This window comes from Spirillospora sp. NPDC048911 (genome assembly GCF_043198015.1).
Classification (GTDB): Bacteria; Actinomycetota; Actinomycetes; order Streptosporangiales; family Streptosporangiaceae; genus Spirillospora.
Map to the genome: position 1 here is coordinate 272721 of NZ_JBICUD010000013.1, position 22132 is coordinate 294852.

Annotated in this window: 18 protein-coding genes; 6 read left to right on the plus strand and 12 right to left on the minus strand. The window is 69.4% G+C overall.

Annotation, left to right across the window (positions count from 1 at the left end; genetic code table 11):
• Positions 1-137 precede the first annotated feature (137 nt).
• Entirely contained in the window at positions 138-701 is a 564-nt protein-coding gene (locus ACGFNU_RS44425) for a hypothetical protein (protein ID WP_392602699.1), read from the minus strand.
• 232 nt (positions 702-933) lie between these two features.
• Here ACGFNU_RS44425 and ACGFNU_RS44430 point away from each other — a divergent pair, with 232 nt between their 5' ends.
• The 3 genes from ACGFNU_RS44430 (at position 934) to ACGFNU_RS44440 (ending at position 4429) form a co-directional block, all read left to right on the plus strand.
• A complete protein-coding gene (locus ACGFNU_RS44430) occupies positions 934-1359 on the plus strand; it encodes a hypothetical protein (protein WP_392602700.1) in 426 nt (141 codons plus the stop codon).
• 188 nt (positions 1360-1547) lie between these two features.
• Positions 1548-1748 carry an SHOCT domain-containing protein gene (locus ACGFNU_RS44435; protein ID WP_392602701.1) on the plus strand — a complete coding sequence of 67 codons (201 nt, stop codon included), beginning with the start codon at positions 1548-1550 and terminating at the stop codon, positions 1746-1748.
• Complete coding sequence (locus ACGFNU_RS44440; RefSeq protein ID WP_392602702.1) at positions 1745-4429, plus strand: HAD-IC family P-type ATPase; 2685 nt, start codon at positions 1745-1747, stop codon at positions 4427-4429. The genes ACGFNU_RS44435 and ACGFNU_RS44440 overlap by 4 nt, the downstream gene beginning before the upstream one ends.
• A gap of 13 nt (positions 4430-4442) precedes the next feature.
• Here ACGFNU_RS44440 and narI read toward each other — a convergent pair whose 3' ends face one another.
• The 9 genes from narI to ACGFNU_RS44485 form a co-directional block, all read right to left on the minus strand.
• Positions 4443-5213 (minus strand): respiratory nitrate reductase subunit gamma, encoded by a 771-nt coding sequence (gene narI / locus ACGFNU_RS44445; protein ID WP_392602703.1) that lies wholly within the window; start codon positions 5211-5213, stop codon positions 4443-4445.
• A complete protein-coding gene (gene narJ / locus ACGFNU_RS44450; RefSeq protein ID WP_392602704.1) occupies positions 5210-5911 on the minus strand; it encodes a nitrate reductase molybdenum cofactor assembly chaperone in 702 nt (233 codons plus the stop codon). The genes narI and narJ overlap by 4 nt, the downstream gene beginning before the upstream one ends.
• Positions 5908-7599 (minus strand): nitrate reductase subunit beta, encoded by a 1692-nt coding sequence (narH, locus tag ACGFNU_RS44455; RefSeq protein ID WP_392602705.1) that lies wholly within the window; start codon positions 7597-7599, stop codon positions 5908-5910. The genes narJ and narH overlap by 4 nt, the downstream gene beginning before the upstream one ends.
• Before the next feature lie 8 nt (positions 7600-7607).
• Complete coding sequence (locus tag ACGFNU_RS44460) at positions 7608-11324, minus strand: nitrate reductase subunit alpha (protein WP_392602706.1); 3717 nt, start codon at positions 11322-11324, stop codon at positions 7608-7610.
• 57 nt (positions 11325-11381) lie between these two features.
• Positions 11382-12632, minus strand: a complete 1251-nt coding sequence (locus ACGFNU_RS44465) for an MFS transporter (protein WP_392602707.1) — start codon at positions 12630-12632, stop codon at positions 11382-11384.
• A gap of 201 nt (positions 12633-12833) precedes the next feature.
• Positions 12834-13748: a carbamate kinase gene (locus ACGFNU_RS44470; RefSeq protein ID WP_392602709.1), complete on the minus strand. Its 915-nt coding sequence runs from the start codon at positions 13746-13748 to the stop codon at positions 12834-12836.
• Positions 13745-14761: an ornithine carbamoyltransferase gene (gene argF, locus ACGFNU_RS44475; RefSeq protein WP_392602711.1), complete on the minus strand. Its 1017-nt coding sequence runs from the start codon at positions 14759-14761 to the stop codon at positions 13745-13747. Before argF ends, ACGFNU_RS44470 begins: the two co-directional genes overlap by 4 nt.
• A complete protein-coding gene (locus ACGFNU_RS44480; protein WP_392602712.1) occupies positions 14758-15975 on the minus strand; it encodes an arginine deiminase in 1218 nt (405 codons plus the stop codon). The genes argF and ACGFNU_RS44480 overlap by 4 nt, the downstream gene beginning before the upstream one ends.
• Complete coding sequence (locus ACGFNU_RS44485) at positions 15975-17468, minus strand: APC family permease (protein WP_392602714.1); 1494 nt, start codon at positions 17466-17468, stop codon at positions 15975-15977. The genes ACGFNU_RS44480 and ACGFNU_RS44485 overlap by 1 nt, the downstream gene beginning before the upstream one ends.
• A 369-nt stretch (positions 17469-17837) precedes the next feature.
• Between ACGFNU_RS44485 and ACGFNU_RS44490 the strand changes: the two genes are divergently transcribed.
• Positions 17838-18311 (plus strand): hypothetical protein, encoded by a 474-nt coding sequence (locus tag ACGFNU_RS44490; protein ID WP_392602716.1) that lies wholly within the window; start codon positions 17838-17840, stop codon positions 18309-18311.
• Here the strand turns inward: ACGFNU_RS44490 and ACGFNU_RS44495 are convergent.
• Together ACGFNU_RS44495 and ACGFNU_RS44500 are read right to left on the minus strand one after the other, a co-directional pair.
• Positions 18216-19121: a universal stress protein gene (locus ACGFNU_RS44495; protein WP_392602718.1), complete on the minus strand. Its 906-nt coding sequence runs from the start codon at positions 19119-19121 to the stop codon at positions 18216-18218. The two genes, ACGFNU_RS44490 and ACGFNU_RS44495, sit on opposite strands and share 96 nt — an antisense overlap.
• Before the next feature lie 72 nt (positions 19122-19193).
• The gene (locus tag ACGFNU_RS44500; protein WP_392602719.1) at positions 19194-19736 is read right to left on the minus strand and encodes an HPP family protein; all 543 of its coding nucleotides are present in this window, start codon (positions 19734-19736) and stop codon (positions 19194-19196) included.
• 206 nt (positions 19737-19942) lie between these two features.
• Between ACGFNU_RS44500 and ACGFNU_RS44505 the strand changes: the two genes are divergently transcribed.
• Complete coding sequence (locus ACGFNU_RS44505) at positions 19943-20977, plus strand: Acg family FMN-binding oxidoreductase (protein ID WP_392602720.1); 1035 nt, start codon at positions 19943-19945, stop codon at positions 20975-20977.
• Positions 20978-21012: 35 nt separating this feature from the next.
• Entirely contained in the window at positions 21013-22104 is a 1092-nt protein-coding gene (locus ACGFNU_RS44510) for an acetate/propionate family kinase (RefSeq protein WP_392602722.1), read from the plus strand.
• Positions 22105-22132: the final 28 nt, after the last annotated feature.

Consider the following 22132-nt stretch of genomic DNA (forward strand, 5'->3'; position numbering starts at 1 on the left):
CAAAATTTTCCCCCGTGCCCCACCCCCCCACCCGCCCTGTGTCACACCCGCACATCCTCTTGTTTTTGGGGGGGGGGGGGGGCCGGGGGGGGGGGGGGCGGGGGGGGCCCCCCCCCCCGCGCTCCAGTCGCCGAGCCCTACCTGAGCACGGGGAAGCGTTGGACGATCTTGGTCTTGCCCCACCAGCCACCCAGGCCGATGGTGTCGCCAGCGCTGACCAGGGCCAGGCCGATGAGCACGATGGCGTAGATGAGGTGGTCGTCCATGAACAGGTTGTTCTCGGGGGGCAGGACGGCGGTCCACATCATCACCAGCAGCAGCGCGCCGCTCGCGGCGGCGATCCGCATGCCGATGCCCAGGGCCAGGGCCAGGCCGATACCGCCCAGGCCGAGCATGAACATCCAGTCGGCCCAGGCCATCCCGGCCATGTCCTTGTAGAAGCTCTCGAACGGGCCGGTCGGCGAGTTCTTCAGGAAGCCTTCGGTCGGGCTTCCGCCATCGATCCAGGCCCGCGCGGCGGGGGTTCCGTGGCCGAGCCCGAAGGTCTTGTCCAGGAACGCCCACACGAACACCCACGCCAGCGATAGCCGGGCGATCGCCCACACGTAGCGGGCCGCGACCGACTCGGTCAGCGGCGCAGGGGCGGTCAGGTGCGGCCGCGGCATGTGCCTTCTGGTGACGCGACGGTCGGTGACGGTCATCGTCAACTCACCTCTTCCGGAGAAATCCGGACCTCGGTGATCCGGCTGATCACAGACTCCCCCGAGCGCTCCGGCCCCCGATAGGAGCTTTGGACACCAAAGAGCCAGGACCTACGTCCCGCTTGGGCGCCGCTCGGCAAGGCCCAACGGCCCACGTCACAGAGGCCGTCCGCACCTGCCTCCAGGTGGCCGCCGCTCCTACCGTCGCCGTAGGGAGCAAAGGAGAAGACCGATGAGAGCATCTCGTCTGCGCCGGCGGTGCGCGGCGTTCAACCGCCTGCGACGGCGTCTGGGATTCGACCGGAATCAGCTCCGGCGCCGGGTCGATCGGCTCCAGTGGGTGGCGGGCCTCACCTTGTTGCTCCTTTACCTCGTCACCGCGCCGGCCGTCACGGCCGTTGCCGTCGAGCGCGTGTACGCCAACGGCATCCGCGCCGAACACGCACAGACGCGAGAGGCCACCGGAAGGACGGCTGAACGGCCCAGGACGCATACCGACACGGTCGCCGACTCGGCCACCGCGGGCGTGATCGCCGTTGCCGTTTCCGGGCTTCCGTTCCTGAGCGTCTACCTCATCGTCCGGCGGCGTTCGGACCGGCACCGGCAACGTTCCTGGGATACAGCCTGGGCGGGGCTCGATCGGCGCCACGCCGCCTGACGGACGTGCGCCCCGCCTGCTCGGGACCTTCGGCCCTCCACGTGCGGTCCTTGGAGCACGCACAGTGGAGTCAGGAGGTGGTTCTCATGAACACCGTGCACTCGATGGCGCTGTGCGGGCCTGGGAACGGTTGGGGCCATATGGGAACCGATGGTTGGTCCGGGGGGATGTGGATATGGGGGCTGCTCATGATGCTCATGTGGATCGCGGTGATCACGGCCGTCGTCTGGCTCGTCTTCCAGGCGACCGCGAACAGCGGCCCGAGGACGAAGTCGACGCCGGTCGAAGGTTCCGGAGGCGAGCGGGCGCGCGGCATCCTGGCCGAGCGGCTGGCCCGTGGCGAGATCGACGCCGAGGAGTACGAAGAGCGTCTGGCCAAGCTGGCATGAGCGGACACCCATCGCAGACGGAGACCGCCAGAAAGCCCGCGGGGCGAGGGATTCCTGCCCCGCATGCGCGCACCGCCGCCCAGGTCGCAGCCGACCTGGGCGGCGATGTGGAGGCGGGCCTCGCCGTTCCGGAGGCGGCGGCACGGCTTGAACGTTCGGGTCCCAACACGCTTCCAGCCGCGCCGCGCCGCGGTCCCGCCGTCCGGTTCCTCCTGCAGTTCCATAGCCCTCTCATCTACGTGCTGCTGGTCTCGGCCGCCATCACCGCGCTTCTCGGTGATCACGTGGACGCCGCCGTGATTCTCGGCGTCGTGATCGTCAACGCCATCGTGGGCTTCGTCCAGGAGTCACGCGCCGAGAATGCCCTGGCCGCGCTGGTGGCCATGACCCAGATCAATGCCACCGTGGTCCGCGAAGGAACCAGCCGGGTCGTCTCCTCCACGGAGCTGGTGCCCGGCGACCTGGTCGCACTGGAGGCGGGCGGGAAGGTACCGGCCGACCTGCGGGTGGTGCACGCCGACGACCTGCAGGTCGACGAGTCCGCGCTGACCGGGGAATCGGCGCCGGTCTCCAAGAACCCGTCAGTGGCGGCCGCGGAGGCGGTCCTTGCCGATCGGCACAACATGGCCTACTCCGGAACCCTGGTCACCCGCGGCGGCGGCACCGGCATCGTGACCGCGACCGGAGCGGCCACCGAGCTCGGATTGATCCACCACCTGGTCGGTGAGGCCACGGCGGTGCAGACCCCGCTCACCCGCAAGATCGCCCGCTTCAGCAAGCTCGTCACCGTGGCGATCCTCGGCCTGGCCGCCCTGACCTTCCTGATCGGCGTGCTGCGCGGCCAGCCCGCCACCGAGATGCTCACCGCCGCCGTCGCGCTCGCCGTCGGTGCCATCCCTGAAGGGCTGCCCGCGGTCGTCACCATCACGCTGGCGTTCGGCGTCGCCCGCATGGTGCGCCGCAACGCCATCATCCGCAGGCTCCCCGCGGTGGAGACCCTCGGCAGCACCACCGTCATCTGCACCGACAAGACCGGCACCCTCACCGAGAACCGGATGACCGTGACCACCGTCGCCGCCGGCGGCCACCTGCTCGAGGTGACCGGCACCGGCTACGGCCCGGACGGGCAGCTGCTGCTGGCGGGCCAGCCGGTCGACGTCGACGTCCACCCCGCTCTGCGCGCCACCCTCGTGGCCGGGCTGGCCTGCAACGACGCCCACATCGTTCCTGAAGACGACGAATGGAAGCTTGTCGGCGATCCGACCGAGGGCGCCCTGGTCACCAGCGCCACCAAGGCAGGAATCGACACCGTTCCGGCCCGCGCCAAGACGCTGCCCTTCGCCTCCGAACGGCAGTACATGGCCACCCTCCACGAGGACGGCATCGTCTATGTGAAGGGTTCGGTCGAACGGGTCCTCGACCTCTGCGACACCCAGCTGGACGCACACGGGGCCTCCCGCCCGCTCGACCACCCGGCCGTGACCGAGCTCACCGGCGCGCTCGGACGCCAAGGCCTGCGCGTACTCGCCTTCGCCCGCAGCGAACCGACGGCAGGCGCAGATCTGAACGCGCTCCCCCGGCTCACGCTGCTGGGACTGCAAGCCATGCACGACCCGCCGCGCCCGGCCGCCGCCGACGCGGTACACGCCTGCCAGACCGCCGGAATCCAGGTCAAAATGATCACCGGCGACCACGCCGAGACCGCCGCCGCCATCGGCACCCGGATCGGCCTTCAAGGCGAGGTCATGACCGGCCCCGACATCACCGCCTGCTCCGACGCCGACCTTCCCGACGCCGCCGAACGCACCGCCGTCTTCGCCCGCGTCTCCCCCGAACAGAAGCTCCGGCTCGTCCGCGCCCTCCAAAGCCGCTCCCACGTGATCGCCATGACCGGCGACGGCGTCAACGACGCCCCGGCCCTCAAGCAGGCCGACATCGGCGTCGCCATGGGACGGGGCGGCACCGAGGTCGCCAAGGAGTCGGCCGACATGATCCTCACCGACGACGACTTCGCCTCCATCGAGGCCGCCGTCGAAGAGGGCCGCGGCGTCTTCGACAACCTGGTCAAGTTCATCGTCTGGGCCCTGCCCGCCAACATCGGCCTCGGCCTGGTCCTGGTCGCCGCCATCGTCATCGGCGGCGAACTGCCCATCCTCCCCGTCCAGGTCCTGTGGCTGAACATGACCGCGATCCTCGTCCTCGGCCTGCCGTTCGCCCTCGAACCCCACGACGACGACATCATGCACCGCCCACCCCGCGACCCGTCCCTGCCATTGATCACCCGCCCGCTCATGGCACGGATCCTGCTGGTATCAGCGCTCCTGCTCGCCGGCGCGTTCGGCCTCTTCCACTGGGAACAAGACCACGGCGCGTCCCTGGCCGAAGCACGCACGATCGTCGTGAACGTTTTCGCGGTCACGCTGCTGACCTACCTGTTCAACTGCCTGTCCATGCACCGGCCCATGCTGTGGAAGGCAGTCCGCCGCAACCCCTGGGTCGGCGCCGGAGCCCTCGCCCTCATCGCGATCCAGCTCCTCTACACCTACGCACCAGTCATGAACGACCTGTTCCGCTCGGCGCCCATCGACGCCGGCGCATGGGCACGCATCACCGCCATGGCCGTACTCGCCTACGCCCTCGTCGAACTGGCCAAACGACTGACCCGTCCCACCCGTTCATGATCGAGCCGACGGCTCAGGGGGTGCGTTCCCAGCCGCGTTGCGGGGCGTGGGTGCCGCGGATCTCGTCGCGGCTGCGGTAGACGATGTAGGGGCGGGTGATGTAGCCGACCGGTGCCGTGAGCATGTGGACGAGACGGGTGAACGGCCAGATCATGAACAGCAGCAAGGCGCTCAGGGCATGCAGCTGGAACAAGATCGGCACGTCCGCCATCAGGTCCGGGTCGGGCCGCAGGTAGAAGACTGACCGGAACCATGGGGAGATGGTGTGGCGGTAGTCGTAGCCGTCGCCGATGACGTTGGCGGCCACGGTGGCCGCCAGGCCCAGGACGATCGCCAGGGTGAGGACGGCGTACATGAGCTTGTCGTTGCGGGTGGTGGCGGAGAAGACCGGCCCGACGGTGCGGCGCCGGTAGATGAGGATCGCCAGGCCCGCCAGGGTGCAGAAGCCGGCGATGGTGCCCAGGACGACGGCGGTGACGTGGTAGGCGTCCTCGGAGATGCCGGCCGCTTCGGTCCAGCTGCTTGGAATGAGCAGGCCACCGATGTGGCCGAGCAGGACCACCAGGATGCCGAAGTGGAAGAGCGGGCTTCCGACGCGGAGCAGGCGCGATTCGTACAGCTGGGAGGAACGGGTCGTCCAGCCGAACTTGTCGTAGCGGTAGCGCCAGTAGTGGCCCAGCACGAAGACCGCGATGGTCGCGTACGGCAGCGCGACCCACAGCAGGATGTCCAGAACGCCGGGCTCGCCGGCGGACGCGGCCGGCGCCGCGATGTGGCCGGTCATGTACGGGCTCCTTGGGCATCGACGCGCAGACGTGGTTCGGGGAGGAACACCGGCCCGTCGGACGAGCCGAACGGCGCGAGCCCCACCTCCTCCTCCGGTGGGCCGGCGGCGGCCAGGCGCTGGACCGCGGTCCGGCCGTCGCCGTCCAGCGGCGGCAGGCTCGCCGAAATCGCATGGAGGACGTGGGCCCACGGGGAGTCGGCCTCGGTGAGGGCCAGCCTGAGTAGTTCGAGGCCTGCGCGGTACTCGGTCAGCAGGCGCAGGGCGGTCTCGGGGTCGGCGGTGGCACCGAACTCCAGGACGACCGCCAGGTGGTCGGGCAGCTCACCGTCGTCGAGGACGAGCCCGGCGGCTCGGTAGGTCTGCTTTATGCGCAACAGGGCCATCCCTCGTTTCCGGGTGTCGCCGTAGGAGTAGTAGGTGAGGTAGAGACAGCACCGTTTGCGGTGGTCGAAGGTCGCGACGTAGTCGGCGGCCAGCCGCGCCTGTGGCATGACATCGAGATGGTCGAGAAAGGCGGTCAACGGCTCGCCGATGAACGCAGGCAGCGGTGCGACCGCCCGGCGCAACATCGAGCGTCCGGCCAGCATCCGTTCGTCCGGATAGTCCAGGAGAAGCGAGCACGCCTGCCAGGTGACCGCGCATTCGTGTGGTTTGAGTGCCGAGGACCTCGCTGATGGACCGAAGGGCATTTTCATGGCTTGGGCTCCGTCTTGGCTTGGCCGGAGTCCGCGGGAGGCGCACCGCCAGCAGGGGGTGGGAAGAGCCCGGCGGGAGCTCCCTTGCCGTCCCAGTTGAGGAGGTTGACGCGGTTCTGCTTGTCAGCCGGGTCGACGGGGTTGTCGGCGGTCTGCCGCTGGCGGAGCATGTGGAAGTTCTCCACGGCGATGGGGGCGGCCCCGCCTGAGGACTCACCGAACGGTCCCGAGCCGCCCATGCCCGGTCCGCCGTCGTAGTCCAGGCTGCATTCGGTGGCGAGTTCTTCGAGCTTGTGGGCGTCTTCGGCGTGCGCGGTGGGGATCACGTACCGTTCGTCGTACTTGGCCAGTGCGAGCAGGCGGTACATGTCGTACATGTGCTCGCCGCTCATGCCGACGCGGGCGGGGATGGTGTCGTCGGGGTCGCGGCCGAGGTTGATGTCGCGCATGTAGGCGCGCATCGCGGCCAGCCGCCGCAGCACGGCGTCCACAGGGGCGGGGTCGCCAGCCGTGAAGAGCTGGGCTAGGTAGTCGACGGGGATGCGCAGCGCGTCGATGGCGGCGAACAGGTTCCCCGCTTGCTCGGCGTCGTGCCCGGTGTCGCGGACGACGTCCACCACCGGGGACAGCGGCGGGATGTACCAGACCATCGGCATCGTCCGGTACTCGGGGTGCAGCGGCAGCGCGACCTTGTAGATGTTGATCAGGGCGTGGATCGGGGAGCGCTGGGCGGCCTCAATCCAGTCCCGCGGGATGCCCGCACGTTCCGCCGCCGCGACGACGGCCGGGTCGTTCGGGTCGAGGAACACTTCGCGTTGCGCCTCGTACAGATCGGTCTCGTCTGGAGCCGATGCAGCCTCCAGCACCTTGTCGGCGTCGTAGAGCATCAGGCCGATGTAGCGGAGCCGTCCCACGCAGGTCTCCGAGCAGACCGTGGGGATGCCGACCTCGACGCGCGGGAAGCAGAAGGTGCACTTCTCGGCCTTGCCGGTGCGGTGGTTGAAGTACACCTTCTTGTAGGGGCAGCCCGACACGCACATGCGCCAGCCGCGGCAGCGGTCCTGGTCCACCAGGACGATGCCGTCCTCGGTGCGCTTGTAGATCGCCCCGGACGGGCAGGACGCGGCGCAACTGGGGTTCAGGCAGTGCTCGCAGATGCGCGGCAGGTAGAACATGAACGTCCGGTCGAACTCCAGCCTGACCTTCTCAGAGAGCTCCGCGAGCAGGACGTCGGGGTCGGGCTGCCCGGCGGTGCCGCCCAGGTCGTCGTCCCAGTTCGCCGACCAGGAGATCTTCATGTCCTTGCCCGAGATCAGCGACTTGGGCCGGGCGACGGGGGTGTGCTCCTGGAGCGGCGCGTTGGTGAGCGTCTCGTAGTCGTAGGTCCAGGGTTCGTAGTAGTCGTCGATGCCGGGCAGTTTGGGGTTGGAGAAGATGGTCACCAGCTTGCGCCAGCGCCCGCCGCCCTTGAGCGTGAGGCGGCCTCGGCGGTTGAGCGTCCAGCCTCCCCGCCACCGCTCCTGGTCCTCATAGCGGCGCGGATAGCCCTGACCAGGCCGGGTCTCAACGTTGTTGAACCACACGTACTCGACACCGGAGCGGTTGGTCCACGCCTGCTTGCACGTGACCGAGCAGGTATGGCAGCCGATGCACTTGTCGAGGTTCATGACCATCGCCATCTGCGCCATGACTCGCACTAGTAGGTCACCTCCTGGGAGCGGCGGCGGATGACGGTGACCTCGTCGCGCTGGTTGCCGGTCGGGCCGAGATAGTTGAAGGCGAACGACAGCTGGGCGTACCCGCCGATGAGGTGGCTGGGTTTGATCAGCAGCCGGGTGAGCGAGTTGTGGATGCCGCCGCGCCGCCCGCTGGTCTCGCTGCGGGGCACGTCGATGAGCCGGTCCTGGGCGTGGTGCATGTAGACCGTGCCCTCGGGCATGCGGTGCGAGACGATCGCGCGGGCGACGACGACGCCGTTGCGGTTGACGGCCTCGATCCAGTCGTTGTCGCTCACGCCGATCTTGGCGGCGTCCTCAGTGCTGATCCAGATGACGGGACCGCCGCGTGACAGCGACAACATGAACAGGTTGTCCTGGTATTCGGAGTGGATGGACCACTTGTTGTGCGGCGTCAGGTAGCGGACGGCGATGCCGAGCTCGCCGCGCTCGCCGATTTCAGGCTCATCGAAGAGGGCGTGCATGTTGAGCGGGGGCCGGAAGACCGGGAGCTGCTCGCCGAGCTCGGCCATCCAGTCGTGGTCGAGGAAGAAGTGCTGGCGGCCGGTGAGGGTGTGCCACGGTTTGAGCCGTTCGACGTTGATGGTGAACGGCGAGTACCGGCGGCCGCCCGCCTCCGAGCCCGACCACTCCGGCGAAGTGATCACTGGGACGGGCCGGGCCTGGGTGTCGGCGAAGGTGATCTGCTTTCCCTCGTGCTCGGCCGCCAAGTCGGCCAAACGGGCCCCGGTGCGTTTCTCCAGGGTCCGGAAACCCTGCGTGGCCAGGTGCCCGTTGGTGGTGCCCGAGAGGGCCAGGATCGCCTCGCAGGCGTGCACGTCCCTGCGCAGCGAGGGCCGCCCGTCGGCCGGGCCGCCGCGCACCGCGCCATTCTTGTTCCGCAAGTAGTCGACCTCCTTGCGCACGTCGAATGTGACGCCTTTGGTGGTCGCGCCGAGCGTGTCGGCGAGCGGGCCGAGTGCGCCCATCTTGGCGGCGACGGCCGGGTAGTCGCGCTCGACGACGACGAGCTTGGGCATGGTCCGGCCCGGGACCGGCTCGCACTCCCCCGCGGCCCAGTCCGCGACCCGCCCGTGCGGGGTCGCCAACTCGTCCGGGGTGTCGTGCAGCAGAGGGACGGCCACCACGTCCTTGCGGACGCCGAGGTGGGTCTCGGCGAGCCGGCTGAACGCGGCGGCGATCGCCTGGAAGGCGTCCCAGTCGGTGCGCGTCTGCCAGGGCGGGGAGATCGCCGGGTTGAACGAATGCACGAACGGGTGCATGTCGGTGGTGTTGAGGTCGTGCTTCTCATACCACGTCGCCGCCGGCAGCACGATGTCGGAGAAAACGGTCGTGCTGGTCGTCCGGAAATCCAGCGACAGCAGCAGGTCCAGCTTCCCGGTCGGCGCCTCCGCACGCCAAACCACGTCCTTGGGGCGCGCGTCCGGCGGCGCCTCACTCGCGCGCACGGACGAGTCGGTTCCCAGCAGGTGCTTGAGAAAGTACTCGTTGCCCTTGGCCGACGAGCCGAGGAGATTGGCCCGCCACACCGTCAGCACGCGCGGGAAGTTGGCCGGAGAATCGGGATCCTCGCAGGCGAACCTCAGCCGCCCGCTCGTCAGCTCCGACACCACGTGCTCGGCGACCGGCCGTCCCGACCCCTCGGCCTCGTCGGCCAGATCGAGCGGGTTGCGGTCGAACGTCGGGTAGGACGGCATCCAGCCGAGCCGCGCCGCCTGCGCGATCACGTCCGCGGTCGTCTTGCCCGCCAGCTGACCGTCGGCGGTCGCCGAGGCGAGCGTGTCAGCACCGATCGGGTCATAACGGAACTGGTCGGTGTGCAGGTACCAGTACGCGGTCTGGATCATCTGGCGCGGCGGCCGCGACCAGTCCAGCCCGAACGCCAGCTGCGACCACCCGGTCACCGGACGGCACTTCTCCTGCCCGACGTAGTGCGCCCACCCGCCGCCGTTCACACCCTGGCAGCCGGTCAGCGTGGTCAAGGTCAGGAACGCCCGGTAGATCGTGTCGGAGTGGAACCAGTGGTTGGTCCCCGCCCCCATGATGATCATCGACCGGCCGCGGGACTCCTCGGCGTTCGCGGCGAACTCCCGGGCGATCCGTTCGGCGGCCTGCGCCGGTACGCCGGTGATCTCCTCCTGCCAGGCGGGAGTGTACGGCTGGCCGGCGTCGTCGTAGCCGGAGGGCCACCTCCCGGGCAGGCCGTCCCGGCGCACACCGTACTGGGCCAGTAGAAGGTCGTACACCGTGGTCACCAGTCGGCCCGCGACACGGCGTACCGGCACGCCGTGCCGCAGCGACGTGCCCACGGATCCGTCGAGTCCGTCGAAGCGGGGGAGTTCCACCTCGACAGGCGCCTCGTCGCCGCTGATGACGCTGAGCAGGGGATCGGCGTCGCCCAGGTCCAGGTTCCACCGCCCGGCCCCCGCCTCGCCGTACCGGAAACCCAGCGACCCGTTCGGAACCAGCGGTCGTCCCGTCGCGGCGTCCAGCAGGACCGTCTTGAACGCGGCGTGCTCGCTCTCGGCCTCCGCACCCGGCAGGTCGGCCGCGGTGAGGAACTTCCCGGGCCGATACGTCCCGCCCCCACTGGGTTCCAGCCGGATCAGGAACGGCAGGTCGGTGTAGCGCTTGACGTAGTCGGTGAAGTAGTCCACCCGCCGATCGACGAAGAACTCCTTGAGGACCACGTGGCCCATCGCCATGGCCAGCGCCCCGTCGGTGCCCGGCTGGGCGGCGAGCCATTCGTCGGCGAACTTGACGTTGTCGGCGTAGTCCGGCGAGACCGCGACGACCTTCTGGCCGCGGTAGCGCGCCTCGGCCATCCAGTGCGCGTCGGGCGTGCGGGTCACCGGCAGGTTGGAGCCCCACATGATCAGGTAACCCGCGTCCCACCAGTCACCCGACTCCGGCACGTCGGTCTGGTCGCCGAACACCTGCGGCGAGGCCACCGGGAGATCGGCGTACCAGTCGTAGAACGACAACATCGTCCCGCCGAGCAGCGACACGAAGCGGGCGCCCGAGGCATGCGACACCATCGACATCGCCGGGATCGGCGAGAATCCCGCTACCCGGTCGGGCCCGTGGACCTTGACGGTGTGCACGTGGGCGGCGGCGATCATCTCGACGGCCTCGTCCCAGCTCGCACGGACGAGCCCGCCCTTGCCCCGGGCGCTCTTGTAGCGGCGCGCCCGCTCCGGGTCGGTGACGATCTCCGCCCAGGCGGCGACCGGATCCCCGGTGCGGGCCCTGGCCTCGCGGTACATCTCCAGCAGCAGACCACGCACGTACGGGTACCGCACCCGGGTGGGCGAGTAGGTGTACCAGGAGAACGCCGCGCCCCGCGGGCAGCCCCGCGGCTCGTACTCCGGACGGTCCGGGCCCACCGACGGGTAGTCGGTCTGCTGGGCCTCCCAAGTGATGATGCCGTCCTTGACGTACACCTTCCACGAGCACGAACCCGTGCAGTTCACGCCGTGCGTGGACCGCACCACCTTGTCGTGGGCCCAGCGGTCCCGGTAGAACTCGTCCGCCTGCCGGCCGCCCTTCTTGTACAGCGCCCGCCGGTCCGCCGACACCTCCGCTCGCGTGAAGAACCGCCGTGTCCCCACCAGCGCGTCGGCCACGCCGCCGTCCAATCCCGGCTGGGCAGCGTCCGGCTCGGTCTCACTGGCCATGTTCGCTCCTCGTCAAGGTCATCGCTGTCACGCGTACGGCACGCTTCGTGTACCTCCTCAGGCGGGGCGGGCGACCTGCCGCACCGGATCCCGCTTGCCGGTGAACGCACGTCGCACCACCGTGACGGTGAAGACCGCGCTCGCCGAGGCGACGACGGCGAGCAGGGCCAGGCCGGCGGCGTAGGTCCCGTACGCGCCGTAGATCGATCCCATCACCAGCGGCGGCACGAAGCCGCCGAGCCCTCCCGCCGCGCCCACGACCCCGGTGACGGCGCCCACCTTGTTCGCGGGTGCCAGCTGAGCGACCAGGGCGAACACCGCGCCGCTGCCGGCTCCCAGAGCGGCGGCCATCGACAGGAACGCGATCGTGCCGACGGGCATCAGGACGGGCGCGAACGCCTGCACCGCCGCACCCGCGGCCACCACCGCCAGCACCGCCCCGAGCACCCGGACCGGCCCGATTCGGTCCGACAGCCACCCGCCGACCGGCCGCATCACCACCGCCAATAGCACGAATCCCGCCATCCGGTTGGCGGCGTCCGCCTGCGACAGGCCGTACTCGGTCTTCAGATAGGTCGGCAGGTACACCGAGAACGCGACATATCCGCCGAACGCCACCGCGTACAACGCCGACGCCTGCCAGGTCACCGCAAGCCGCACGGTCGTCCCCAACCGCTCGGCCACCGACCCGGTGGGCACCGCCCGGCCCGGCGCCTCACGCAGCACCATCGCGGCCACCACGGCATAGACCGCCAGCAACACGGCCGTGACCACGAACGGGGTCGCCATCCCCGACCCGTCCACAAGCCGCACCGTCGTCAACGCACTGATCGCCGTGCCGCCCATGCCCGCGCCGAACACCCCGATCGCCAGCCCGCGCCGTTCGGGCGGGAACCAGGCGCTGACGAACGGCACGCCGACCGCGAACGCCGTCCCGCCGATCCCCAGGAAGAACCCGCCGACCAGCAGTGCCGTCAGCGACGAATGCCCCGCCAGGCCCAGGAACAGAACCGGGACAATCGTCACGGCCGACACCAGCGGGAACATCACCCGCCCGCCGAACCGGTCGGTCAACGCCCCCACCGGAATCCGCCCGACCGAGCCGACCACCACCGGCACCGCCACCAGCAACGCCTGCTCGAAGGAACTGAGCTGCAGAGTGTCCTTGAAGCGCGGCCCCAGCGGGCTCAGCAGGGCCCACGCCCAGAAGTTGACGGCGAACCCCACGGTCGCCACGGTCAGCATCAGCAGCGGCCGTCCGAGCGTTCCCCGCCCGCCCCCCGCCGACTGCCGCTCCTCGCCTGCCATGCACACCACGTCCGATCACCGACAACCCGGGCCGCGATCGCAGCCCTTCCCGGATCTTGTGGTGACTATTCCCGTCATGACCGAATGCGGGAACGTTCACCGACCTCCACAATCGTGCTGAATGCGAAGCCGCCGGTAGGGACCTTGGTCCCTACCGGCGGACTGATCGTCCTGCTCGCGGGCGACAGGCCCTGTCCGGGATCAGTGCAATGATCCATGGCTGCGGATGTGGGTTCCTGCCTTTCCGGTGAGGAGGGCTTCGGCGTCGGTGAGGCTGCCGATGGCGGCGAAGGCGCCGGGGCGGTGTTCGACGAAGCGGGCGGCGGCTTCGGCTTTGGGGCCCATTGAGCCTTCGGGGAGGCCCAAGGCTCTGATCTCTTCTGGGGTGGTGCCAGTCAGGGGTCGCGCCTGCGGGGTGCCATAGTCGGCGTAGATATTCGACACGTCGGTGAGCAGGAGCAGCGCGTCGGCGTCGGTGCGTTCGGCAAGAAGGGCGGCGGTCAGATCCTTGTCGACGACCGCTTCGACGCCGTGGTGGCCGTTGGCGGTGACGGGGATGCCGCCTCCGCCTGCGGCGACGACGATCCAACCGGCGTCCATGAGGTGGGTGATCGCCGGAAGCTCGACAATGTCGCGGGGTTCGGGTGAGGGAACGACCCGTCTCCATGCGCTGCCGTCCTGGCGCATCGTCCAGCCGCGGGTGGCGGTGAGCAGAGCGGCTTCCTGGGCGGTGTACTGAGCGCCGATGAACTTGGTCGGATCGTTGAAGGCCGGGTCGGTGGGGTCGACCAGGGTGTCGCTGAGCAGGGTGACGACCTGGCGTTCGGGAAGAGCCGCGCGCAGTTCCCGGGCCAGCCAGTATCCGATCATGCCTTGGGTCTCGGCGACCAGCGCGTCCAGCGGGTAGGGGGTGGAGAGGGTGTGGTCGTCGGCGGTCTCCAGGGCGAGCATGCCCACCTGAGGACCGTTGCCGTGAGTGATGAGCAGCTCGTGTTCCGCCGCCAGCGGCGCCAGAGCCGCGACGGCCTGGGCGATGTGGGCGAGCTGGACGGCGGCGTCAGGTTTTTCACCGCGCCGGAGGAGCGCGTTTCCGCCCAGGGCGGCGACGATTCTCACCGGGACGCTCCGATCGTGGCGACCATGACGGCCTTGATGGTGTGCATGCGGTTCTCGGCCTGGTCGAACACGATCGAGGCGTCGGACTCGAAGACGCCGTCGGTCACCTCCAGTGCGCCCAGCTCGTACTGGTCATGGAGCTGTGCGCCGAGCCGTGTGGTCCGGTCGTGCAGGGCTGGCAGGCAGTGCATGAACTTGGCGTCGGGGTTGCCGGTGGCTTTCATGATGGTGTCGTTGACCTGGTAGGGCAGCAGTTTCTTGATGCGGTCGGCCCAGGCGTCCGGTGACTCTCCCATGGACAGCCATACGTCGGTGTAGACGAAGTCGGCGCCGCCGACCGCCTCGGTGACGTCAGCGGTGATCGTCAGGCGCGCGCCGGAGACTGCCGCCAGGTCGCGGGCGATCTGCTGAATGTCGGCCGCAGGTTGCAGGTCGGCGGGTCCGCAAATTCGTACGTCCATGCCCAGTAGTGCGCCGGTGACCAGGAGGGAGTTGGCGACGTTGTTGCGGGCGTCCCCCAGGTAGGCGTAGGTGATCTGGTCGAGCGGCTTGGTGGTGTGGTCGGCCATGGTGAGGATGTCGGCGAGCATCTGGGTGGGGTGCCAGGTGTCGGTCAGGCCGTTCCACACCGGGACGCCGGCGTGGGCGGCGAGGGCCTCGACGGTGGTCTGGGCGAAACCCCGGTACTCAATCCCGTCGTACATCCGGCCCAGTACCCGGGCTGTGTCGGCGACCGACTCCTTGCCGCCGATGTGCGACCCGTCGGGGCCGAGGTAGGTGACGTGCGCGCCCTCGTCATAGGCGGCCACCTCGAACGCGCAGCGGGTGCGGGTGGAGGACTTCTCGAAGATCAACGCGATGTTGCGGCCGGCAAGGCGCCCACCGGCCCGGCCGGAACGCTTCTGGTCGCGCAGGTCGGCGGCGAGGTTGATGAGTTCGAGGAATTCCTCGCGGGTGAGGTCGGTCTCCTTGAGCAGGCTGCGGCCGTGCAGGTTCATCGCGGGCAGGTTCATGGGGTGCTCCTGGGGGCGGGGTCGCGCTGGATGGGGCAGGTCATGCAGCGGGGGCCGCCTCGGCCACGGCCGAGTTCGCTGCCGGCGATGGTGATGACCTCGATGCCGTGTCTGCGGATCATGGTGTTGGTGGCGACGTTGCGCTCGTAGCCGACGATGACGCCGGGTGCGACGGCCAGGTAGTTGTTGCCGTCGTCCCACTGCTCGCGTTCGGCCGCCCGGACGTCCTCGTCGGTGACCAGCACCGTGACCTTGTCGACCTCCAGCACCTCGGCGATGGTCGCCCACAGATCGCGATTGGGTCGGGTGCCGCCGGGTGTGACGGTCCAGGAGCGCAGGTCGGGGTCGAGGTAGGGATAGCGGACGAACGTGGTGGTGTCGATCATGGTCAGGACGGTGTCCAGGTGCATCATCGACCGGGACTTCGGAAGCTCGACGGCGATGACCTTGTCGGCCTGGCCGGTGTCGAACAGGGCGTTCGCCAGGAGCTCCACCGCCATCGGGGTGGTCCGCTCCCCCATCCCGACCAGAATCGCGCCCTTGCCGAGCACGTGCACGTCGCCGCCTTCGACGGTGGCGGGGAGATGGCTGGAGCCGTCGTCTCCGAAGTAGGTGGCGAAGTCGGCGTCGGCGAACATCGGGTGATGGCGGTAGATGGCGCGGCTGTGCAGCGTCTCGCGCTGGCGCGCGGGCTTGGCCATCGGGTTGACCGACACCCCGCCGTACAGCCAGCAGGAGTTGTCGCGGGTGAACAGGTGGTTGGGCAGCGGCGGCAGGAGGAAATCGTCGGCCTGCAACGCCTCCCAGCTCAGACCCCCGCCGCTGAACGGCTTCAGATCGGACTTGAGGATCCCGCCGACCAGGAAGCGCGCCAGCTCCGCGCCGTCCTGGTCGTCCATGACCTTGCGCAGCGAGTCCACGAGGGCGGGGCCGACGATCTCCGGGGTGCAGACGCGGTCGAGAACGAAGCCGCGGCCGTCAGGCGTCTCCAGCGTCTCGGCCAGCAACTGGGCGTAGTGGTGGACGCGGACGCCCTGGTCGCGGAGGGCCTCGGCGAAGGCGTCGTGCTCTTCCTTGGCGCGCTTGGCCCACATCACGTCGTCGAACAACAGCTCGCCGACGTTGCGCGGGGTCAGCCGGGACAGTTCCAGACCCGGACGGTGGACGATGACCTGGCGGAGGATTCCGACCTCGGAGTCGACACGGAAGGCCATCACCGCACCCCCGGCTTCCCGTGACGTAGCGCCGGCGCCGTCCGGCGGGGCCTGCGCCGGCGCACCTTGCGAACCGCCAGATGAGCGGCGTAGTCCTCCCGATCGTCCTCGGACGGGTAGTCGATCGGCTCGACCGGCGTCTCCCCGTACTCCTTGCGCTGGGTCTTCATCCAGACGTACACGGGGATGCCGAGGAAGAACACGAAGATGCCGTAGTAGACGGCCTGGTATCCGCTGCCCGCCAGGGCCCAGAAGGAGAAGACCAGTGCGACCGTGGTGACCAGCACGTCCCGCACCAGATGCGGCCAGGCGACCTCACGTCCCTTCACCAGCAGCCAGTACAGGTGAGCGGCGGACGAGTACAGATACGGGATCACCGCGGTGAGAACGCTCAGCAGCACCACGTTGGTGAAGACGGTCTCGAAGCTGCTGTAGGCGAACACTGTCAGCGCCGACGCCAGCAGGGTCGAGGAGACGATCCCGAGGACCGGGACCTCGCGCTTGCTGAGCTTGGCGAACTGCGTAGGGAACAGCCGGTCGCGGGCCGCGGCCATCGGCATCTCGGCGCAGATCAGCGTCCAGCCGTTCAGGCACCCGATCCCCGAGATGATCGCCGCGACGGCCATCGCGTTGCCCGCCCAGCTGCCCGAGAAGATCGCGTTGGCCGAATCGGAGAACGGCGCCGTAGAACCGGCCAGCTTGTCATGCGCCACCGTGCCGAACACCGTCACGGTGCCGAGGATGTAAATGATCGCGCACGCCAGCGTCCCGAACAGCGTGGCCCGCGACACGTTACGGGCTGGATTGCGAACCCGGCCCGCCACCACCGAAGCGGTCTCCAGGCCGATGTAGGAGAACAGCGCGATCGCTCCGGCCGCCGAGATCGCTCCGGTCGTCGACAGCTCGCTGGGGTTGAACGGGCCGAAGTTGTCGGCCTTGATGAAGAACAACCCGATCGTGGCCATGAACAGCAGCGGCGCGAACTTCAGGATCACCGTCAGCAGCTGGAAGCCGGCGATGTTCTTCACCCCCGACAGGTTGATCAGCGCGGGGATCCAGAGCCCGACCAGCGCGATGGCGATCGAGCCCCAGCGGTTGCCGCCGTCGTTGAAGAAGACCTGCACGTAGCCGACCCAGGCGACCGCGATCGCCGCGTTCCCGATCCAGGCGGTCAGCCAGTACGACCACGCCGTCACGAACCCGCCGAAGTCACCGAACGCGTCCCGGGCGTACAGGTAGGGCCCGCCCGAGCCCGGCACCCGCCGGCTCAGCCACCCGAACACCGCCGCCAACGCCAACGCACCAACCGTGACCAGTCCGAACGCGACAAGGCTGGACGGGCCGTAAGGTGCCAGCGCGGCGGGAAGCGCGAACACCCCCGTACCGATGATGGAACCGACGACCAGCGCGGTCGCCGTGGGAGTCCCGAACCGGTGACGGAACTCCTCCTCCCCACCAGGGGATCTGCCCTGCCGGGCTTCTGTCGGGGACATGAGTCTCTCCTGCGCGTCGTCAGCTTCTCCGGCACCGCCATTCGACGGCGATCACCGGACCCACCTGCAACGATGCGCTAGCGGATCACCGGCGGGCAGGGACGTTGGTCCCAAGATCGGCACCCGAAGGTACTTCGTCACCGCAGGCAGCCGGCAGGACGGCGATCCAAGGCGCCACCCAGCGGACGGCATCCGAGGTTCCGGCAACGCCCGGCACGTATCGGCACCTGTCCGCCGGACGGCCGCTCCGTTCTGGCTCGCCAACGCGATCGGGACGAAGGTCCCTGCAGAGAGCATCCTCTGCCCCTGATCTCTGCCCGCCCGCGCTGCTGAACTGGTGTGATGACCGGCACCGCAAAGGAGCTCACGATGCCATGCAGCGCGCCCGTCGGCGGTGCCGACCGGAAGGCCGACGGTCAGCGGCGCACACGCACGCCGTCCCGGTTCCGGGTCTGGCTGGGGCGGGTGCTCGGGGTGGCCGTCGTTGTGGCGATCTTCGGTAAGGCGCTCCCTCATATCGTCGACCTGGAAGAGGTCGCCACGATCCTGCAGACGCGCCTCACGCCCGGCGAGCTGATCCTGCCGGGGCTGCTCACTCTCGTGTCGGTACTGGTGTCCGCGCTCGGTCTCCGTGCCGCCCTGCCTGGCCTGCGGTTCGGCGCGGCATGCGTCGTGAATGTGGTGACCACCGCACTCTCGTACGCCCTGCCAGGTGGTGGAGCAGAGGGCGCGGTCTCACGCGCGCGTTCAGGAGCACCGGTTCTGTCGCCTGTCTTCGGCGTGCACGATGGCGACCGGGCACGGCGCCTCATGCAGGACCGTTCGCGTCACGTCGCCCAGTAGCGTCTGTGGCGCCGAACCGAAACCACGGTCGCCCACGACGAGCAGCGTCGCCCCGCGCGCGATGTCCACCAGCGCCACCTGCGGCCTCTGCACCACGAACCGCGACTCCACGTACACCTTCGGATGGGCGGAGCGGGCTCGTGCGACCGCGGCTTCGAACCGTGCCTTCGCCGCTCGCTTGACCAGCTCGGCATCGGCGAAGGCCGAGTGGTCGGGGCCGGGCAGCGCTCCCGGATCCCACCAGCTGCACACGGCCGTGACGGGAAGGTCGCGCAACTCCGCCTCGCTGAGCGCGAAGTCCAGCGCAGCATCGCTCGCCGGAGAACCATCCACCCCCGCGACTATCCGCACACCGTCATGGCGGGCCACCTGCACCACCGGCGGCACGACGATGACCGGCCGATCGGTGTGCGCCGGCACCTGCATCGCGGTCGAGCCCATCCGCAGAGCCTCGAAACCGCCGCTCCCCCGGCTGCCCAGCACCACCAGCGACGCCGAACGCGCCGCAGTCAGCAACGCCACAGCGGGCGTCCCCCGAGTCACGAGCCGCCGTAGCTCCAACCCCACGGCGAGGCGGCGTGCCCTTCGCACGCCGTCGTCAACGGCGCGGTCCCCCATCCCGCGGACCAGCTCCAAAGCCTGGTGATCATGCTGCTGGAACGGATAGGGCCAGTGCCAGGCGTGGCAGACCACCAGAGGCACGCCCCTCAGCACCGCCTCCTCGACCGCCCACGCCAACGCATGGTCGCCCACAGGAGAGCCGTCATAGCCGAACAGCACGGGCCCGGCGGGCTCATGGAGGTCTTTCACGGCCGACTCCTTCCGCGTTCACGAACGGCATTACCGGTATGCACCCGCGTGTACGCCGTGGCACACCACGTCTCAGTCGGGCGATATGACGGCGCGGCTGGGGTGAGCCATGGCCGCTGGCTCCTCGGCAGGCCGGCGCTTCGGGAGGACCGGCTCCATCCGATAGAGGGACGGCATGCTCGGACAGGGGCACGACTGCTTGGTCGGGCCACCGGCGAGTGCATTGATGAGGTCGTGCGCGGTGAGCAGGCCGATCAGAGCGTGGTCGGCATCGATGACGGCGACGTAGTCGGTGCAGGCGCTCAGCATGGTGCGTGCGGCCATCGGGATGGAGTCGTCGGGGAGTACGGCGAGCAGCGGTGTGCCGGGCAGGAGCTCCCGGACGGGACGCCGGGCTCGTCCCGGGCCAGCGGATTCCCAGGTGGCCATGAGGATCTGCGCGTCGACGACTCCCATGAAGCTGCCTGTCTCGCTGACGACCGGCAGGTGGTGGACGCGAGCCTGGCACATGAGCTCCCAGGCCATCAGGACCGACTCCTCGGGCGTGATGGTGAGCAGGTCGGTGGTCATCACCTGGGACACGGTTCGGTCTTCGAGGGCTGTGCGCGCGTTCATGGGATCCTCCCGGGATCGAGCGGCCGGTCGGCCGTCCCTCACCCCTCCAGTCTTGGCTTCGGGCATCGGGCGCGGCAGAGGCACAGGTCCCGCGAATCCCCGTGGCGTGGCGACCGGACGTCCTTCATAGAAGGGACTTTCGCCCCTGAAACCGACCTCGCAGCCTTGATGGACTGGAGGTCCATCGACGAACAAGGGAATCCAGCATGGGCTCGACCCCAGGAAGAAGTCAGGGCGGCGGCTCGGACCCGCTGACCGATGACGTGCGGGCCGTGGTCGAGGCCGCGACATGGGCTCCGTCGGTGCACAACACCCAGCCGTGGCTGTTCAGCCGGCGGGGACATCGGATCATCGTGCGCGCGGACGCCGACCGGCGGCTGAGCGTGACCGACCCCGAGGGCCGCGGGATGCTGATCAGCTGCGGCGCCGCGATCTTCACCTTGCGCGTGGCTGCGCGCCATCTGGGCTACGAGCCGAGAATCGCGCTGCTGCCCGACCCGGACCGGCCGCACCTCCTGGCCGACGTGAGCCTGGGTGAACGGACGCCCGAGTCGGAGGACAACGGACGGCTGCACGGAGAGATCCGACGGCGGCGTACCCATCGCGGGGCGTTCAAGCCCGATCCGGTCGGCGAATCGTTGTTGTCGGTCTTGCGGCAGGAGGCACAACGCGAGGGCGCCACGCTGCGCGTCGTCGTGGACGTGCACACCGAGGCCGCCGTCGCGGCGTTGACGGCTGCCGCCGAGCACGTTCACCGGCTCACCCCCTCGTACGCGGGCGAACTGGCCAGGTGGGCACCGGCACCGGGCAACCCCCGCCGGGAAGGTGTACACGAAAGCGCCTACCCGAAAGAGACACCGCACACCGAACCGCACTTCCCCGGGCGAGATTTCGCTCGCGGGCACGGCTGGGGAGCGGCCGCCGGGGAGGAGTCCGGCGGTTGGCCGGACGGGCCGGTGACCGGAGTGGCGTGCATCCTCACCACCAAGGGCGACGAAGCCCAGGACTGGCTGCGCGCCGGGCAGGCGCTGCAACGCGTCCTGCTCCGAGCGTCGGTCGAAGCCGACATATCAGCGGCGTTCCATACCCAGGCCCTGGAAATCCCCGAGCTTCGCGAGTTCATCCGGACACGGTTCTGCGCGGGAGAGCATCCCCAACTCGTCCTTCGGCTGGGAGCGGCCGCAGGCGAATTCACCACCGTCCGCCGTCCCGTCGAGCAGGTCCTGCACGACGAGGTCTGAGGCGCCGGCCCTGGCACTGTGAGGAGAGTGCTGTCATGCGAGTGCTGACGGTCAATCCGGGTTCCAGCAGCTTGAAGCTGAGCCTGCTCGACGACGGTGCCCTGGTGACAGGCGCGAACCTCGCCACCGGTGCCGGTACGCGGGAAGGAGAGCGGCTGGCCGCCGCGATCGCCCGCATGCCCGCTCCGGACGCGGTGGGGATCCGGATCGTGCACGGCGGCCGGGCCTTCCGCGAGCCCGTCGCGGTCGACGACGAGGTGATCAAACGCCTGTACTCACTCGTGGAGTTGGCGCCGCTGCATCTGCCCCTGTCCCTCTACGTTCTGGGTGAACTTCGTCGGGCTCTTGCGCACCTCCCGATGGTCGCCTGCTTCGACACCGCCTTCCACGCGAACTTGCCGGAGGCCGCCGCGACCTATGCGCTTCCGGCCGAGTGGCGCGAACGGTTCGGTCTGCGCCGGTACGGCTTCCACGGCCTGTCACACTCCTACGCGACGCGCCGAGCAGGCGAACTCCTCGGCACCGATCCCGCCATGCTGAGGATCGTGGTCTGCCATCTGGGCTCTGGCGCCTCGCTCGCCGCCGTCGCGAACGGCTGCTCGGTCGACACCACGATGGGATTCACCCCGCTGGACGGTCTCGTCATGGCCACCCGCTCGGGCGGCATCGACCCTGGGATCCCCCTGTGGCTCGTCCGGACCGGGCTGCCCCACGGGGAGATCATGGACGCCCTCGAACACCGCTCAGGACTGCGAGCCCTCGCCGGGACGGGTGACATGCGCCAGATCCGGATACGCGCCGACCAGGGTGACACGGTCGCCAACGCCGCGCTGGACGTCTACCACCATCGTCTCCGGGCGAGCGCCGCCGCGATGACCGCCTCCCTCGGCGGCCTGGACGCGCTCGTCTTCACCGGCGGGGTGGGCGAGAACGATCCGGCGCTCCGGCAACGGCTCGCCGAAGATCTGGCCTTCCTCGGCGTCACCCTGAACCACGACAGGAACGCGACGGCGCGATCCGACGCCGAGATCAGCGCGGCCGGCGCACAGGTGCGGACGGTCGTCATCACCGCGCGCGAAGACCTGGAGATCGCCGCAGGCGTCCGCCATGCCCTTGACACACGCTGACCCCATTTCCCAGGGGTCCAATGCGGTC

Coding starts and splice junctions, on each gene's coding strand:
- ACGFNU_RS44425 (WP_392602699.1), bottom strand. CDS start 701: ATGACCGTCACCGACCGTCGCGTCACCAGAAGGCACATGCCGCGGCCG.
- ACGFNU_RS44430 (WP_392602700.1), top strand. CDS start 934: ATGAGAGCATCTCGTCTGCGCCGGCGGTGCGCGGCGTTCAACCGCCTG.
- ACGFNU_RS44435 (WP_392602701.1), top strand. CDS start 1,548: ATGATGCTCATGTGGATCGCGGTGATCACGGCCGTCGTCTGGCTCGTC.
- ACGFNU_RS44440 (WP_392602702.1), top strand. CDS start 1,745: ATGAGCGGACACCCATCGCAGACGGAGACCGCCAGAAAGCCCGCGGGG.
- narI (WP_392602703.1), bottom strand. CDS start 5,213: ATGACCGGCCACATCGCGGCGCCGGCCGCGTCCGCCGGCGAGCCCGGC.
- narJ (WP_392602704.1), bottom strand. CDS start 5,911: ATGAAAATGCCCTTCGGTCCATCAGCGAGGTCCTCGGCACTCAAACCA.
- narH (WP_392602705.1), bottom strand. CDS start 7,599: ATGGCGCAGATGGCGATGGTCATGAACCTCGACAAGTGCATCGGCTGC.
- ACGFNU_RS44460 (WP_392602706.1), bottom strand. CDS start 11,324: ATGGCCAGTGAGACCGAGCCGGACGCTGCCCAGCCGGGATTGGACGGC.
- ACGFNU_RS44465 (WP_392602707.1), bottom strand. CDS start 12,632: ATGGCAGGCGAGGAGCGGCAGTCGGCGGGGGGCGGGCGGGGAACGCTC.
- argF (WP_392602711.1), bottom strand. CDS start 14,761: ATGAACCTGCCCGCGATGAACCTGCACGGCCGCAGCCTGCTCAAGGAG.
- ACGFNU_RS44480 (WP_392602712.1), bottom strand. CDS start 15,975: ATGGCCTTCCGTGTCGACTCCGAGGTCGGAATCCTCCGCCAGGTCATC.
- ACGFNU_RS44485 (WP_392602714.1), bottom strand. CDS start 17,468: ATGTCCCCGACAGAAGCCCGGCAGGGCAGATCCCCTGGTGGGGAGGAG.
- ACGFNU_RS44490 (WP_392602716.1), top strand. CDS start 17,838: ATGCCATGCAGCGCGCCCGTCGGCGGTGCCGACCGGAAGGCCGACGGT.
- ACGFNU_RS44500 (WP_392602719.1), bottom strand. CDS start 19,736: ATGAACGCGCGCACAGCCCTCGAAGACCGAACCGTGTCCCAGGTGATG.
- ACGFNU_RS44505 (WP_392602720.1), top strand. CDS start 19,943: ATGGGCTCGACCCCAGGAAGAAGTCAGGGCGGCGGCTCGGACCCGCTG.
- ACGFNU_RS44510 (WP_392602722.1), top strand. CDS start 21,013: ATGCGAGTGCTGACGGTCAATCCGGGTTCCAGCAGCTTGAAGCTGAGC.